Source organism: Arthrobacter sp. T572 (assembly GCF_056780115.1).
The window spans coordinates 2,750,854-2,764,307 of sequence record NZ_JBRAZQ010000002.1; the positions used below are offsets into that span (position 1 = coordinate 2,750,854).

11 protein-coding genes are annotated in these 13,454 nt (G+C 64.9%); 5 read left to right on the plus strand and 6 right to left on the minus strand.

The genetic code is table 11. The annotated features are described in order from the left end of the window. Positions 1-34 precede the first annotated feature (34 nt). From ACUYMZ_RS13915 to mtrA, 6 genes are all read right to left on the minus strand, one after another. Positions 35-1,324, minus strand: a complete 1,290-nt coding sequence (locus ACUYMZ_RS13915) for a winged helix-turn-helix domain-containing protein (RefSeq protein WP_481603905.1) — start codon at positions 1,322-1,324, stop codon at positions 35-37. Positions 1,325-1,353: 29 nt separating this feature from the next. After that, complete coding sequence (gene hpf / locus ACUYMZ_RS13920; protein WP_426003332.1) at positions 1,354-2,082, minus strand: ribosome hibernation-promoting factor, HPF/YfiA family; 729 nt, start codon at positions 2,080-2,082, stop codon at positions 1,354-1,356. A gap of 143 nt (positions 2,083-2,225) precedes the next feature. After that, on the minus strand, positions 2,226-3,212 hold the full coding sequence (locus tag ACUYMZ_RS13925; RefSeq protein ID WP_426003334.1) for a ComF family protein: 987 nt from the start codon (positions 3,210-3,212) through the stop codon (positions 2,226-2,228). 71 nt (positions 3,213-3,283) lie between these two features. After that, positions 3,284-4,993, minus strand: coding sequence for an LpqB family beta-propeller domain-containing protein (locus tag ACUYMZ_RS13930; protein ID WP_426003335.1), 1,710 nt, complete (start codon positions 4,991-4,993; stop codon positions 3,284-3,286). Continuing rightward, a complete protein-coding gene (mtrB, locus tag ACUYMZ_RS13935; RefSeq protein ID WP_481605894.1) occupies positions 4,990-6,771 on the minus strand; it encodes an MtrAB system histidine kinase MtrB in 1,782 nt (593 codons plus the stop codon). Before mtrB ends, ACUYMZ_RS13930 begins: the two co-directional genes overlap by 4 nt. Before the next feature lie 148 nt (positions 6,772-6,919). Further along, on the minus strand, positions 6,920-7,594 hold the full coding sequence (mtrA, locus tag ACUYMZ_RS13940; RefSeq protein WP_426003336.1) for an MtrAB system response regulator MtrA: 675 nt from the start codon (positions 7,592-7,594) through the stop codon (positions 6,920-6,922). Between the two features lie 257 nt (positions 7,595-7,851). Between mtrA and ACUYMZ_RS13945 the strand changes: the two genes are divergently transcribed. The 5 genes from ACUYMZ_RS13945 to ACUYMZ_RS13965 are packed head-to-tail and all read left to right on the plus strand — an operon-like array spanning position 7,852 to position 13,445. Continuing rightward, positions 7,852-9,171, plus strand: coding sequence for a DUF7847 domain-containing protein (locus ACUYMZ_RS13945; protein WP_481603909.1), 1,320 nt, complete (start codon positions 7,852-7,854; stop codon positions 9,169-9,171). A gap of 29 nt (positions 9,172-9,200) precedes the next feature. After that, complete coding sequence (locus ACUYMZ_RS13950; protein WP_481603911.1) at positions 9,201-9,857, plus strand: DUF4129 domain-containing protein; 657 nt, start codon at positions 9,201-9,203, stop codon at positions 9,855-9,857. Continuing rightward, positions 9,854-11,047 (plus strand): DUF4350 domain-containing protein, encoded by a 1,194-nt coding sequence (locus ACUYMZ_RS13955; protein WP_481603913.1) that lies wholly within the window; start codon positions 9,854-9,856, stop codon positions 11,045-11,047. Before ACUYMZ_RS13950 ends, ACUYMZ_RS13955 begins: the two co-directional genes overlap by 4 nt. Next, positions 11,044-12,117, plus strand: coding sequence for an AAA family ATPase (locus ACUYMZ_RS13960; protein ID WP_481603915.1), 1,074 nt, complete (start codon positions 11,044-11,046; stop codon positions 12,115-12,117). The genes ACUYMZ_RS13955 and ACUYMZ_RS13960 overlap by 4 nt, the downstream gene beginning before the upstream one ends. 35 nt (positions 12,118-12,152) lie before the next feature. Then, positions 12,153-13,445, plus strand: coding sequence for a DUF58 domain-containing protein (locus ACUYMZ_RS13965; protein WP_481603917.1), 1,293 nt, complete (start codon positions 12,153-12,155; stop codon positions 13,443-13,445). Positions 13,446-13,454 lie beyond the last annotated feature (9 nt).

Genomic DNA, 13,454 nt, shown 5'->3' on the forward strand with positions numbered 1-13,454 from the left:
GCTCCCAGTCTCATGCTGCCGAATTCTGGCTGTTTCAGTCTACGGGAGAGACCAACGCCACGTTGTCCGGTTTCCCTGACAGCGGACTGCGGAGTTCCAGATCATCCTCAGGGCCGACGCTCCGCCACGCCACCTCCTCCGCGAGGGCCGCAGAGAGATCGCCCACGGGCCAAACCTCAACGTCCTTCAGTCCCAGCCATGCGGCCATGAGCCAAAGCTCGGCGGAAAGTTCGACGGCGGTATCCGCCGGGGCTGTTGGCTCACCGTGGGCGGAACGGACCAGGAGACGGCCTGCGCTGCGGTCGGCTTTGAGATCGACCCTGGCAACGATGCTGTCCCGCAGCAGGAAGGGCAGGACGTAGTAACCAAAGCGCCGCTTGGCTGCCGGTGTATAGATCTCGATCCGGAAGTGGAAGCCGAACAGTTCCTCCAGCCGCCGTCTCTCGAAAACCAGGGAGTCAAAGGGGCTGAGGAGGGCCCGCGCCTGCGCTTTTCGCGGGAGCCGCGACAAGCAGTGCCGGAAAACCTCACGATCCCAGCCCTTCACCTCCACCCGTTCCAAGCGCCCTGCGTCGAGCAGCCGCCGCACAGAGTCCGCGGTGGCTTTCAAGGGCGTGCGGAAGTAGTCGGCGAAACAGCGCACAGTACCAATCCCATGGGCCCGGGCGGCCGCTTCAATGAGACGGTCAAGCGATTGGTCGTCCGTGCAATGGCGGGTACGTTCTACCTGGACCACCCGCGAAGCGAGGGTATACCGGCGTTCGAATTGTGGAGTGCGGGACGCAGCCGACACGCGCCCTTCCTCGAACAAATGCTCAAGGACGCGTTTGACGATATTCCAGTTCCAGCCCCAATTATCCCGGGTCCCGACTTCTTCATGCCCAAGCCTTGCCGTCAGTTCCGAGGCCGTCAGGGGACGGCTGGCCGCGAGGGTTGCCAGGATCTGCTCTTCCATATCCAGGCGCACCGCTGGGTCCATCCGGTGGGCACCGACCCACGAGCGGCGCTGCCACTGCAGGAGGTCGTGGAAGTGTTCCGGCAAGATAAAACTTGCCTCGTGCGCCCAGTATTCGATCATCCTCCGCGGCTTGCGGCCGGCCATTGCTTGGAGAATGGCGGTGTCATAGTTGCCCAGCCTTGAGAAGAAGGGCAGGTAATGGCTTCTTGCCAACACATTGACGGAGTCGATCTGCACAAGGTTGAGCCGGGCAAAAGTCCGGCCCACCGCCCGCGGGGTCACGGGGCCGGTGGGCCGGGCTGTTGCGAGTCCTTGGGCTGCCAATGCGATCCGCCGTGCCTGCTGGAGGCTCAGCGAAGCGGTCATGGGGGTCCTTTCACTCGGTTGGCATTCTCCTATTTTGCGCTGGCTGCCTGGTCGTCAGAGCGGTAGGCGTGGATTTTCTCCTCCACGGCTTCGACTCCGGGCTCGCACGTTGAATCGAGAGTGATCACTCCGTAGGTCCAGCCGCTTCGCCGGTACACCACGGAGGGGGCGTTGGTTTCCTTATCGAGGAAGAGGTAGAAGTTGTGGCCCACCAATTCCATGTTGTCCACGGCGTCATCCAGCGTCAGCGATGCAGCCGGGAAAACCTTACGCCGGATCAGAACCGGCGAGTCACCCGCCGGGATGTCATTTTCAATGTCATACGGGGACCGCTCGTCCGCCAGGGCCTGCGGTTCCTGGTGATTGGAGGATTCCGCGTAAATGGGCTCACTGGTACTTGCGGGTTCAAGGGATGCCGTTGCTTCCCGAACGGCTTTGGGCGTGTGGCGCCCGTGGTGCACCTTCTTCCGGTCCTTCGCGCGGCGAAGCCTCTCCAGCAGCTTGTTGTACGCGAGATCGAAGGCAGCAAATTTGTCAGCGGCGGTGGCCTCTGCACGGATAACGGGGCCGCGGCCCAGAACAGTTACTTCAACGGTGAGCTGGCCCGGGGTTTGCCGGGGATTGGTCTCCTTGGAAACCTTGGCGTCTACTCGCTGAACTTTGTCCCCCAGCGATTCAATCTTTGAGATTTTTTCGCCGGCGTATTCGCGAAAGCGGTCAGAAACTGTCAGATTTCGTCCGCTGATCATGAACTCCATGGTGCCCTCCAAATAACTCAGGTGACACGACAACGACGCTGTTGGGGGCCGGTCTGACAGACAGTCGAGCCCCTTTCCGAGCCGCTATCGACAGGTACAACTTTTCTTGGTACCCACATCCGACGTTAGTTCATCGGCACGAGTTATTCACCCTTTAGCAACTTATTTTTTGATTGAGTCTTAACCACCGTTTCGGTATCGACCGGGTTGCCCTGGGAGGCGTAGGCTGGTGGCCTCGTGGCCGCCAACACCACGGCTCCGCAGACGATACCTCCGGCTTCCGAGACCGCCCGGGCAGCTTCAGCAAGTGTGGCCCCTGTGGTCAGGACGTCGTCCACCACCAGGCATCTGCGCCCACTGATCCTGCCCCGGCTGCGGCGCCTCACGCGCATGGATCCACGGACCTTCCGCGCCCGCTCCCCCCGGGCCAGGCCTTTTTGCCCCTCCGCGTGCATTGCCGGTGCGCCGCCTTTGCGCAAGACCCCCGCCCGGTTTCGCAAGAAGTCGATAGCAAGTGCGGGCAACGCCCCGGCCGGCTTCTCCAGGACGTCGGCAATGCCAAGGTTGGTCAGCATTCTCCGGCGCCGCAAGCTGCCCAGGAGGACATGGACCGGACTGAATCCGCGGCGCCGGAAGGCAGGGCCGCTGCTGGGAACCGGTACCAGCAGGAGTCCATGCCCGGATCCGATGGCAGTACGCAGGGCGTTGCCGAGGCACACCGCGAGAACGCCTGCAAGCCGCCACTGCCCTGAGCGCTTGAAGGAAAGAATCGCCTGGGCCAATTCGTCGCGGTATGCACCGGCAGCCACGACGCCGAGCTTGACTGAGCCATCCGTTTCCACCAGGGCGGGAGCCTGCTGTTCTGCCCTGAACGGAGACTTGCACAGCAACCTTATGCGGCGGGCACATGCGGCACAGAGAACGGTGTCTTCAACGCCGCAACATATGCAGTCCACGGGAAACAGCAGTGCCGCCACCTCGGCCCAGGCTTTGAGGAACCCGTGGAGCATCCGCCCCGGACCGGCCCTGGCCACGGCCCGGCGCCGTGGGGCCCGCGGATCAGCCGCCGTAAGGTCCGGATCCGGCGGACGGAGTGGCAGTGCCGGCAATCCGGCAGGCAAGGTTGGCATTGTCCAAGCATCGCCGGTGGCCCGGCCCCGCAGAAGCCACCAGGTGCGCTATGTGGACAACGGGACCCAGGCTACCCCGGGAACGCTGGTTCAGAAGGACCCTTCAGCTGCAGTTCCCAACCGTTGCCGACGCGCTGGAAGACACCGTCGGCCGACTGTCCGTAGATTTGTTCCGACCCGTTGCCTGCGCTGAGGTAGGTAAGCCCATCCCAGGGGGCCAGCTGTTGCGGCTCTCCGGACGCCAGCGACAACAGTTCCGGAACGACCGTCCCCGAGGCGGAGCCTGCCATCACCGCGACCGTTGAACCATTGACCCAGACACCTTGATCCGGAGATGAGGAACTGAAGAGGGTCAGCGGGCCGGTGAGATCCTTTGGTGTGCCGTCTGAATTCCGCACGATGCCGGTCACCTGTACCAGTGTCTTGCCGTTCACTTCGGATATGACCAACGCCCGGGCACCTTCCCGGGAGACACGAAGGTCTTTCACCGTCCGTCCGGACAACCAAGCCGGCGCCATGGTGACAGTCGGTACGGCCATCCCGGGCGCAACCCCGGTGGGCTTGAATGCCACCAGTTCGCTGCCGCCTCCGGCAGCCGGACGAGCCGTCCAGATCCAATCATGCGGGCTGAACGACGGACCGGTCAGTGTGCTTCCCGTGGTCAATTGGCGGGGAGGTTGTCCCGGTTCAATGGAGTACAACGCGTTCTTCTCACCGTTGAGGAACGCAATGGTCTGGGACACGGGCGACTCGGCAGGGGTACGGGGACCCAGTGCGGCCACGGACTGGATATCCGGCAGTGGCGACACCCGGTTGTTCTCATAGCGGACGAGGTCCCCGTTGTTCACGGCCACCTGCCGGGCGGGGACCGTCTTGTCCACTACCGGTGGCAGGACGGAGCCGTTGTCCTCGACCCGGACCAGGTCCTGGTCGGCCCGCAGTTCCACGCTGATCACATCCGGCTGGCTCCTGAACGTAAGGGCCAGCTGGTTCTGCATCCGTTGCCGGTCTTCGGCGGAGGCGTTGAACAGCTCCCGCGCCGACAGATCGACCTGGGCGGAGCCTGACACCACCGGGACAGATTCACGGGTCAGTTTCATGCCGGAGGGAAAGGCGCTCACGACGGCACCGCGAAGATAGGGGGCCGGACCGGCCAGCAGGGCGCTCGTCATTGATTTGACGGTGTTCTTCTTGATGAACCAGCGGTAGTCGGGCACAGCGTAGGTGAAGGTCGGGTCGTAGAAGTAGATCGGGAACGGCCCGTAGATCACCTTGAAGGTCTCCTCGGGTATGGCGGTTCCGTTGGGAAGCTTCGATATCCGCCATTCACCATCCACCTGTTCCAGGGTGACGGGAATGGTCTCCTTGGTGCCTGCCGGGTACTGCGTGGCCACACCGTCCGCGTCCACCGAGTAGGCAAGGTCCAATTCGTAGAGGTACTCGTTTTCAATCGCTGTCTTGACCACTTGGGCTTCCCGGAAGACGATGGCCCGCTCGTCGGGCTTCCAGGTCACGGACTGGGCCTGGGTCAGGTACTGGCGTGCCACGGGGTAGTCGTCTTCGTATCCGCTTCCAGCCATGTAGAAGTCCTCTATGACCGATTCCGGGCTGGCACCCGGTCGCGGTGCCGCAGGAAAGAACACGGGGGCGTTGGCATTGCCGGCGCCCTCGTCCTGGCTCTTGCCTACTGGCCCGGAACGGGGTATCTGGGCGCATGCCGCGAGCAGCAACATCAACACGGCCACCACAGCGGCCAAGACAGGACGGGCAAGGGTCCTCATAGTGCGCCGCCACCTTCTTCGCTGCCCGCAGCGGGACGCCCGCGATCAACCTTGGCCTCCGGCCGTGCAACATCGGCGCCGAGGACCAGCATCTGCCGTTCACCGGCTGACCCCGGCAGTTCGATATCGGCCGGCTCAAGCTGCAATGGAGACTTCTGGATGGTCCCGCCCTGGCGCAGCGGCAGCGTGAGCCGGAAATTGGAGCCGGCCCCCTTTCGCCCCCACGCCTGCAACCAGCCGTTATGCAGCTTGGTGTCCTCGGCCGCAATCGACAGACCGAGGCCACTGCCGCCGGTAGTCCTTGCCCGCGCCGGGTCTGCGCGCCAGAAGCGGTCGAACACCCGCGCGGCCTCAGCGGGGGTCATGCCGATACCGTGGTCGCGCACCGCTACGGCAACGGCTTCCTGGTTGGCGGCAACGGAAATATGCACAGGCTTGCCCTCCCCGTGTTCCAGCGCGTTGAGCAACAGGTTACGCAGGATGCGGTCGATGCGCCGGGAGTCCATTTCGACGACGATGCTCTTCTCCCGCGCGTTCAACCGCACCTCCGAGCCATACTCGGCAGCAACTGGAGCCGCGCCTTCCATGACATGGGAAATGACCTGGAAAATGTCCTGCGGCTCGGCGTCCAACACGGCAGCCCCGGCATCGAACCGGGAAATTTCCAGCAGATCCGACAGCAACGACTGGAATCGTTCCACCTGATGGTAAAGGAGCTCGGCGGACCTCTTGTTCATCGGGTCGAACTCTTCCCTGGCGTCGAAGAGCACTTCGGCTGCCATCCGTACCGTGGTCAGCGGCGTACGGAGCTCATGGGAAACGTCGGAGACAAAGCGCTGCTGCATCTGGGACAGGGTCGCCAGCTGCGTAATCTGCTCCTGAAGGCTTGCGGCCATGTGGTTGAAGGAGGCACCAAGCCGGGCGACTTCATCTTCACCCTTGACCACCATGCGTTCCTGGAGCTGGCCGGCCGCGAGTTTCTCCGAGACCACGGCCGCATGGCTGACGGGACTCACGACGTTCCTGGTGACGTACCAGGCAATGGCCCCGATCATCAGCACCAGCGCCGCACCACCGGCCCACAAAACGTTCTGGATCTCATCCAGTGTTTTCTGGGCAGTGTTGAGGTCGTAGATCAGGTAAAGCTCGTACATCGTGCCGTTGAACGTGACCTTGTTGCCCACCGCGATGCCGGGCCGGTCCTCATTGCCCACGGGGAATTCCATCGAAGCCCAGAACTGCTGCTTGCCGCCTTCCTGGACGGCCTTCCGCAGTTCAGGCGGGATGACACGCACGGTCAGCTGGTCGGAAGCACGCGATTCGACCCAACGGTTGCGGGGCTTCGTCTGTTCCGGCACTGCTTCGAACACGTAGCGGCGCTGGATGACCGACCCCCGGCCCTCCACGGCAGTCAGGGTGTCGTACACCAACGTGATGACGCTGGACTGGTCGGTGACCTGGGCGCCGTCGAACGTGTCCTGCACCTGCTTGACGTTAAAACGGGACTCCGACTCGGCCTGTGCCAGGCGTTCCTGGAAGAGGTTGTTGGCGATCTGGTTCGAAAGGTAGGCACCCACGATCGCGAACGAGGTAACCGCGAGCAGGAGGGTAGTCAGGACCGTCCTGAATTCCAGCGACCGACGCCAGCGCTTGATGAGTGAACGCCACAGGAGGCGCAGGCCCGGCCTGATGTGCCGTACACCGGTCCCGACGAGGCGCGAGACCCGCAGGAACAGGATCAGGCCACGGCGCGTCCAGATCCTGGTCCGGGTCAGCAACCATGCGACGTTGTGCTTGCCGTTGCCGCCTCCCGAAGGCGAGTGCTCCGGCGTCGGGCGTTCCGGCGTCGCAGGAGTCGTTCCGCTGCCCGCAGGACGCCCGGAAACGCTGTCCGCTTCATCGCCGGTCGAGTGGCCGGCTGCAGACTCAGGAACCTGCTTTGTACCCGACACCGCGCACCGTCAAAACGACTTCGGGCGCTTCCGGATCGCGTTCAATCTTGGAGCGCAAACGCTGGACATGGACGTTCACCAGGCGGGTGTCCGCGGCGTGGCGGTAGCCCCAGACCTGTTCAAGGAGAAGTTCGCGGGTGAACACCTGCCACGGCTTGCGGGCCAGGGCCACCAGGAGATCGAACTCCAGGGGCGTCAGCGAGATACGTTCGCCGCCGCGCGTCACCATGTGCCCTGCGACATCGATGGTGACATCGGCGATACGGAGCGTTTCAGGAGCCTTCTGCTCGCCCGGCCTCAGCCTTGCACGGACCCGGGCCACCAATTCGGCCGGTTTGAACGGCTTGGGTACGTAGTCGTCGGCGCCCGATTCGAGGCCCCTGACGACATCCGACGTGTCGGACTTTGCGGTGAGCATGACGATCGGCACATCGGACTCGCCACGGATCTGACGGCACACTTCGATGCCGTCCGATCCGGGAAGCATAAGGTCAAGAAGCACCAGGTCCGGCTTGCTGGAACGGAAGACCTCCAACGCCTGGCCGCCGTCTGCGCAGAACACCGGCTCGAAGCCATCATTGCGCAGGACGATGCCAATCATCTCTGCCAGGGCTTCGTCGTCGTCTACTACCAGAATGCGTGCCTTCATAGTTATATGTTCCCTTATCGCCAAGCCTTTGTCCTGTTGGGCAGTGCGCACGGCATGGCGTCCTCCCCGGGGCACTTCCACCGTACTGCACGTGCCCGTGGAGGCGTGTTTGGCAGCCTGTCCGGGACCTGGATGCCGGCTTTTAATGACACCAGCGCACGGGACTATGAGCGATGAGGCCGGGACTATAGGCTGGGGCCAAGGTCCGTATGGGGGACCCCGGATGTCAACGGACCGCGTCCGATGGGGAGGAAAGCGTGTCAGAACCAGAGCACGGCCGCCAGCCACATCCCGGTGGCCAGCCGGGGTGGGACCAGCAGCCGCAGTGGGGGACGCCGCCCGCCTGGCAAGCCCCTCCGCCGTGGGGCCCGCAGGCCGGGACTCCACCGCCGGGCGCTTGGCAGCCGGGACAGCCCGGACCGGGCGCTCCCCAGCCGGGACCCTTCGGATATGGCCAGCCCGGCGGAGGCTGGCAAGGTGGAGGCCGGCCCGGTGGAGGCTGGCAAGGTGGCGTCCCCTACGGCCAGCCACTCTATGTGGCCCCGCCCAAGCCCGGCATCATCCCTTTGCGGCCTTTGCAATTGGGCGAGATCCTGGACGGTTCCTTCCAGACCATCCGCCGCAACGCTGCGGCAATGTTCGGTTCGGCCCTGCTGGTCCAGGCCCTGGCAGCCGTGCTGGCGGGTGTTGTCACTGTCGGCATGCTGCAGTTAGTGGGAACACTGGAGGCCGTCGAGAGCAACGCTGATCTTGAGGAGGCCATGGGTCCCTTCCTTGCCATGATGGCCGCTTTCTCAGGCATCTCGATCCTGGTCGGTTTCCTGGGCGCCGCGCTGCAAGGGGTTCTGGCGGTTCCGGTGGCCAGGTCGGTCCTCAACCGGCGCACTGGCTTCAAGCAGATGTGGAAGCTGGCCGGGAAGCGCATCGGCCCGCTGCTGGGCGTGGCCGCGCTCCTGGTGTTTGGCGGTCTCCTGGTGGCCGCTGCATTCGTTGGAATCGCCATCCTGCTGTTCACCGGCATGGGTCCTGCCGGCATGCTGGTTGTCTTCCCCCTGGGACTGGGGGTGTTCATCCTGTTTCTCTGGATCGCTTTGAAGCTGATGTTTGCCCCCGCGGCCATCGTCGTAGAGCGTCTTGGCGTCTATGCCGGCCTGCTTCGTTCCTGGCAGCTGACGCGGAACAACTGGTGGCGTATTTTTGGCATCACGCTCCTGGTGGCTTTGATGGTGGGCCTCGTTGCCCAGGTCGTCCAGATTCCTGTGTCCCTCGCCGCCGGCGGCATCGGCTCGGTGGTTTCTCCTCATCCGGACATGGAGACCCTGACCTCGGCAATGATCATCACCACGCTGATCTCAACGGTCGTTGGCGCGTTGGTGGGTTCAGTGACCTTTGCCTTCCAAACCTCCGTTTCCGCCTTGATCTACATGGACCTCCGCATGCGCCGCGACGGTCTGGACGTTGAATTGTTGCGGCTGATGGAGACAGGCGCCGACCCCGACGGCATTCCGGGCAGCCCCACGTCCTCCCTTGGGGGGCCTGCCGTAGGCCACCCGTTCGGGCCACGGCCTTCGGCATGACGGTTCCAGTTCCCTGCGGCCTCCTCCGAATGATTCCGCTGGAGCCGCCGGTTACTCCTGACCGTGAAGAAGCCCGCCGCTGGGCGGAAGAGGAACTGTCCAAACCGCAGTATCCAGCAGCCCAGCCCACGTGGCTGCGGCAGATGTGGCGCGACTTCCTGGACTGGCTCAATTCCTTGGAGTTTGAAACCGGCAGCGGCGGCAATCCTGCCGTGCCGATCATGATTGCCGTCGCCGTAGTCCTGATTGTGGTGGCGGTCCTTGCGGTCAGGCCGCGCCTTAACGCGCGGAAGAGGCCGACGGCGACCGGCCTGTATGGTGACGATCCGGCCGTTGACGCCGCTGCCTACCGCCGCCGTGCACTGGCTGCAGCGGACGACGGCGACTGGCCGGCCGCCGTCGTTGAGCAGTTCCGCGCTGTGGTCAGGTCAGCGGAAGAACGCGACATCATCGAACCGCGCCCGGGCCGCACGGCTGATGAGGCAGCGTGGCAGCTCGGCCAGGTTTTTGGCACGGTCCAGGAACGGCTGGACTGGGCCGCCGGCCTGTTCGACGCCGTCCGGTACGGGGACCAGCCTGCCGTGCGGGGCGACTTCGACTCCCTCCGCCGGCTCGACGAGGACCTCGCTGCCATGGTTCCTGACTTCTCCGAACAGGACCGCCACGGATTCGCGGTGCCACGATGACGGCAGTAGACCAACAGCAAGCAGGCCGGGCGCAAAAACCCGCCACGTCCGAGGCGTCCGGGTTCCGCGCGTGGGCGCGCAAAAGGGCGGCCTGGATCGCTATCGGATTGGTCTTTCTGGCCCTGGTGACGTACCTCGCCGTTGGGCAGTTGTCTGCCCCGGATGATGCGCGTCCGCTTTCAGTGCGTAATCCTGCGCCGGATGGCGGCATGGCGGTCGCCGAGATCCTGGGCCGGCAGGGTGTGCGGGTCACACCGACGGACACATTGCCCGATACCTTGGCTCAGCTGTCTCAGAAGGAAGATCCGGTTCTGTTCCTTTACGATCCCCGGGGATTCCTGGATCGGTCCCAACTCGAGGAGTTGCGTGCCGCGGCCGAAAAGATCGTAGTGGTCGGCCCCAGGCTCCGCACCCTGGCCGGGCTCGATCCGGCGTTCGGACCCGGCGGCGTTGTTCCTGATGCGGTGACTGTTCTTGAGCCGCAGTGCCGCGAGGATGATCCGGCGGCGGCCGGCCCGGTGTCAGCCCAGGGTCCTGTCTATACGGGGCCCGTGGTGTGCTACTCCATCCGGCCGGGCGCAGCCGGACTGTACGCCACATCCACGGACGGCAGCATCGTGGTGCTAGGCAGCTCCGGACTGGTTGACAACGGGCACTTGGCGCTGGAAGGCAATGCAGCCCTGGCGCTGCGCACCCTGGGCAGCGGCCCAGAGCTGGTGTGGTACCTGCCGGGGCCCTCGGACATGTCCACTGACCGATCGGCGCCGACCCTCAGCGAGTTGGCGCCGCCCTGGCTGGCTTTCCTTGGGCCGTGGCTTGGAGTGGTGGCAGTCCTGGCGATCCTGTGGCGTGGCCGCCGCCTGGGGCCGTTGGTTTTCGAGCCCCTTCCCGTGGTGGTCAAGGCAGCCGAAACGGCGGAGGGACGTGCCCGTTTGTACCAGGACTCGAGGGCCCTTGACCGTGCGGCCGATAATCTCCGGGCGGGCCTGCTTTCCCGCTTGGCCAAGCACTTCAACCTGGGGCCGGCGGCAACCGCAGGGTCGGTGGTGGACGCAGTGGCGGTCGCCGTGGGCAGGCCGGCACCGGAACTTCGCTCCATTCTGGTCGACTTCAGGCCGCAAACAGAAGGACAACTGGTCCAGTGGGCACAACAGATCGAACACATCGAACAGGAGGCGACGGCCCGATGAGCAGCCAGCCGAGCAACTTCACGGAGGATACGTACGGGTACCAGGGCTCTTCCCGGGTGCCAAGTGACGCACAGCCAGACCAACCGCGGAACCCCGGTCCACAGGGAAGCAGTCAAGCCGTTAGTCCTGCGCGGACATCGCTCCTGAAGGTCCGCGAGGAAGTGGGCAAGGCCGTTGTAGGACAGGATCCGACGGTCACGGGCCTGCTGATCGCCCTCCTGTGCGGTGGCCATGTCCTGCTGGAAGGAGTCCCGGGAGTCGCCAAGACCCTGCTGGTCAGGGCTTTGTCCACCGCCCTGAGCCTCGAGACCAAACGCGTCCAGTTCACCCCGGACCTGATGCCCGGCGATGTCACCGGTTCCCTGGTGTACGACTCCCATACGTCGGAGTTCTCCTTCCGGGAGGGGCCGGTGTTTACCAACATCCTGCTGGCCGATGAAATCAACAGGACTCCGCCCAAGACCCAGGCCTCCCTGCTGGAGGCCATGGAGGAACACCAGGTCTCCGTGGATGGCGTGTCCCGGCCGCTTCCAGCGCCTTTCATCGTGGCCGCAACCCAGAATCCCGTGGAGTACGAGGGAACATACCCCTTGCCCGAAGCGCAGCTGGACCGGTTCCTTTTGAAATTGACCATGCCCCTCCCCGGCCGAAACGACGAAATCGAAGTGATACGGCGCCATGCTGCCGGCTTCGACCCGCGGGATCTTACCGCCGCGGGTGTGCGGCCGGTGGCCGGTGCCGGCGAACTTGCCGAGGCCCGCGCAGCAGTGGCGGACGTATCAGTGGCCCCCGAAGTTCTGGCCTACATCGTCGATATCGTTCGCGCCACCCGGGCCGCCCCGTCGTTCCAGTTGGGCGTCTCCCCCCGCGGTGCCACGGCCCTCCTGAACACGTCCAAGGCCTGGGCCTGGCTGTCGGGGCGGACGTTCGTGACCCCCGACGACGTCAAAGCACTGTCCCTGCCCTGCCTTCGGCACCGGGTGGGCCTTCGCCCGGAGGCCCAGATGGACGGCATCCGGGTGGACGACGTTCTGGGCAGCATCCTCTCATCCGTCCCGGTCCCGCGTTGAGGTTTGGTGAACAGGCGGAGACGGAGGTGATTTGAGTGGCCATCACGGGCAGATTCGTCCTGCTTGCCCTGTTGGGGCTGGCGCCCTTGGTGCTGTTCCCTTCGTGGACCACCGTGCTGATGATCGTCGGCGTGCTGCTGCTGGTGGTGGTCATTGACCTGTTGCTCGCGGTATCGCCGGCCAAGGTTGGCCTTACGCGACAACCCTTGGGGAGTGTCACCCTGGAGCACCAGGTGGACTCCGTGGTGACCATCACCAATGCCTCGGGCCGCACGCTGCGGGCCGTCGTCAGGGATGCCTGGCAGCCCTCCGCCGGGGCCCGGGCATCCACCCACCGCCTTGTCATTCCGCCCGGTGAACGCCGCCGGATGTCCGTGACTCTGGTGCCCCGCCGTCGGGGAGACCTCGAGTCCCCCCACGTCACCATCCGCTCCCATGGGCCCCTGCACCTGGCGGCACGCCAGCGTACGCGGCCGCTGCCGGGGCGGCTCCGTGTCCTCCCGCCGTTTCATTCCAAGCGCCACCTGCCCTCCAAGCTGCGTAAGCTGCGCGAGCTGGACGGCAAGGCCGCCGTCCAGATCCGGGGTGCCGGTACCGAGTTCGATTCCTTGCGCGACTACGTCCGCGGCGACGACGTACGGTCCATCGACTGGCGGGCCACGGCACGACGCACCTCCGTGGTGGTCCGCACCTGGCGCCCGGAGCGGGACAGGCGCGTTGTGATCGTCCTCGATACCTCCCGCACCGCAGCGGCGCGGATCGACGACGAACCACGCCTGGACACCGGGATCGAGGCAGCCTTGCTGCTGGCAGTCCTTGCTGAACGGGGCGGGGACCGGGTGGATTTCCTGGCCTATGACAGGATGCTTCGGGCCAGGGTGGAGTCGGCCGCCAAAGGCAATCTGCTGGGGCAACTGGTCCAGGCCATGGCCCCGTTGGAAGCCGAACTGATCGAACTGGACTGGCAGCAGATTCCGGGACAGGTCCGGGCGGTTTCCGCCCACCGCTCCCTGGTGGTGCTCTTGACGGCACTCGACGGCGGCGACCCTGCCGATGGGCTCCTCCCCGTGGTGGCACGCTTGGTCCAGCAGCACGTAGTGGTGGTTGCTTCGGTCCGGGATCCCCTGCTGACGGCCATGAAGGAAGAACGCGCCACGGCCAGTCAGGTTTTCCGGGCAGCCGCTGCCGAGCGGACCCTGCTGGAACGGGCTGCTGTCACCGCCCAGTTGCGGCAGCTTGGCGCGGAAGTAGTGGACGCCGATCCGCTGGACGTTCCACCCTTGCTGGCAGACACGTACATCCGGCTGAAGGCCGCCGGACGATTGTAGGAAGGACGG